This is a genomic window from Saccharomonospora halophila 8 (assembly GCF_000383775.1).
Classification (GTDB): Bacteria; Actinomycetota; Actinomycetes; order Mycobacteriales; family Pseudonocardiaceae; genus Saccharomonospora; species Saccharomonospora halophila.
In genome coordinates, this window is sequence record NZ_KB912556.1 from 29165 (window position 1) to 31486 (window position 2322).

Annotated in this window: 4 protein-coding genes; all 4 read left to right on the forward strand. The window is 72.0% G+C overall.

What is annotated here, in order from left to right; all coding sequences use genetic code 11:
- Window positions 1-814, forward strand: an 814-nt coding sequence (locus SACHA_RS21800) for a complex I subunit 1 family protein (RefSeq protein ID WP_019810049.1), incomplete at its 5' end; no start/stop codon positions are given.
- Window positions 815-913: 99 nt separating this feature from the next.
- The gene (locus tag SACHA_RS0112155; RefSeq protein ID WP_028663122.1) at window positions 914-1477 is read left to right on the forward strand and encodes an NADH-quinone oxidoreductase subunit J; all 564 of its coding nucleotides are present in this window, start codon (window positions 914-916) and stop codon (window positions 1475-1477) included.
- Window positions 1474-1779, forward strand: coding sequence for an NADH-quinone oxidoreductase subunit NuoK (locus SACHA_RS0112160; protein ID WP_019810051.1), 306 nt, complete (start codon window positions 1474-1476; stop codon window positions 1777-1779). The genes SACHA_RS0112155 and SACHA_RS0112160 overlap by 4 nt, the downstream gene beginning before the upstream one ends.
- A partial coding sequence (locus SACHA_RS21805; RefSeq protein ID WP_269634179.1) for a proton-conducting transporter transmembrane domain-containing protein occupies window positions 1776-2322 on the forward strand: 547 nt, incomplete at its 3' end. The genes SACHA_RS0112160 and SACHA_RS21805, both read left to right, overlap by 4 nt.

Here is a 2322-nt window from a genome sequence, read left to right on the forward strand (position 1 = left end):
GGACGCGCTCACCGCGGCTCCACGTGCGGCGGGGGCACTGCTGGTCCAGCAACGACGCCGGACCCCGGGGGCCGACACCCTGCTGTGGCGGGCCGCGGGCGTCTCGCTGCTCACCGCCGCACTGCTGGCCTCGGTGGTCACCCCGCTGGGCCGGTGGTCGGTCGGGGACCTCTCCGTGGGGGTCGTCTGGTTCAACGCGATGGAGATCGTGGCGTGGGCCGCGGTGTGGCTGGTGGGCTGGTCGGCCAACTCGGCGTTCGCCCTCGTGGGGGGCTATCGTTTCCTGGCCCAGGGGCTGGCCTACGAACTGCCGCACATGTTCGTGCTCACCACCGCCGCCCTCGGGGCCGGGTCGTTGCGGATCGCCGACATCGTCGCCGCGCAACACCGGCTGTGGTTCGTGGTCTGGATGCCGGTGGCGTTCGTGGTGTTCCTCGTGTCCGTCTCGGCGATGGCGTTCCGGGCACCGTTCGACCATCCGGTACACGCGGACGTCGCGGGGGGCGCCACCGCGGAATTGTCCGGAGTGGACGCTCTGGTGTTCCGCGCCGGACGGTGGCTGCTGCTCGTCTCGGGCGCGGCCATGTCCGTGCCGTTGTTCCTGGGCGGCGGATCCGGTCCGCTGCTGCCCGCGTGGCTGTGGTCGGTGCTCAAGACGCTCGCGGTCCTCGCCGTACTGGTCTGGGCCGGGCGGCGGTCGCCGACCGTGCGGATGGAGCGGTTCGAGGAACTGTCCTGGGTGGTGCTGATTCCGCTGACGTTGCTGCAGGCGCTGGCCGTGTCGCTGGTGGTGCTCGCGGGGGCGGTGCCGTGACCGGGCTGCCGACTCGCGGACCGGAATCGGCGACTCGCGGGCATGGGGTGTCGACTCACGGGCATGAGATGGCGACTCGCGGAGGACGGGGTGGCGTCGGTGGGGAGTGAGATCGCGTTCTGGGTGTGTGCGGCGGGGGCCGTGGTGGCCGGGATGCTGGTGTTCCGGGTGGACTCCATGGCCCGAGCCACCTTCGCCCTGCTGGTGTCCTTCCTGCTCGCCGCGGGGACGCTGCTGCTGGTCGGGCTGAGCTACCTCGGGGTGCTCGTCGTCCTCATGATGATCATGGAAATGCTGATCATGGTCGTGTTCATGGTGATGTACATGATGAACCCGGCCGGACTGATGCCCATGACGATGGTGCACAACCGGCGCGGGGCGCTCGGCATCGCCGTCGGCACGTTCGGTGTGCTCGCCACCGGCATCCTGCTCGTCGACTGGCCCTCCACGGACACCCCACCGCCCGCGGAGGCGACCCGGGCGCTCGGCGCGGCCCTGATGGGGCCGAAGATGCTGGTGATGATGGTGCTGGGGCTGGTGCTGTTCGCCACCATCGTCGCCACCGTCGTGCTGGCCACCCGGCGCGGCCGGTACGACCGCTACGGGGACCGGCTGGACCGCCGTCGTCCCGACGACCCGGTGCGGGGCGGTGTCGGCCGATGATCCTGGAGCACTATCTGCTGCTGGCCGCCGCACTGCTCAGCGTCGGCCTGTACGGCGCGCTGTCCCAGCAGTCGGTCGTGATGATCATGATGGGTCTGGAACTCATGATCAACGCCGTGCTCGTGGGCGCCGCCGGGTTCTGGTACTTCGTCACCCCACGCCCCGCCGACGGCCAGGTCCTCCTCGTGCTCGCCATCACCGCGATGGCGGTGGAGATGGCCGCGGGGTTCGCGGTGACCACGGCGCTGTTCCGGGCCCGGGACGTGGACATGACCGACATGGCCGCGGATCTGCGGGGATGAGTGCCATGGCCGCGGTGCTCGTCGGACTCGTCGTCCTGCCGTCGGTGACCGGTGCGGTGCTGCTCGGCACGGGCCGTCCGGCCGACCGGTGGGCGTTCCCGCTGGGGATCGGCGTCGCGGTGGTGACGCTGGGCCTCGCGGTGGCCGCCGCGGTGGGCCGTGGGGAGCTGTCCGGCGGGTTCCTGGCCGGGATCCCGGCGGGGCTGCGGGTGGACGGACTCTCCGCCGTCCTCGTGCTGACCGTGGCCGCCGTACTGCCCCCGGTGCTGGTGTTCGCCGCGGGCGACCTTCCCCGGGACGGGACGCGGGCCCGGTTCGTCGGCCTGATGCTGCTGTTCGCCGCGGCGATGCTGGTCACGGTCACCGCCACCACCCTGCTCACCCTGCTGATGGCGTGGGAGGTGATGGGCGCGACCTCGTACGCGCTGATCGGGTTCCGATGGCACGAGACCCGCCGGGCGACCTCCGGCGCCGTGGCCTTCCTGACCACCCGGGCCGCCGACCTCGGGCTCTACGTCGCCGCCGGGGCGGCGCTCGCCGGGG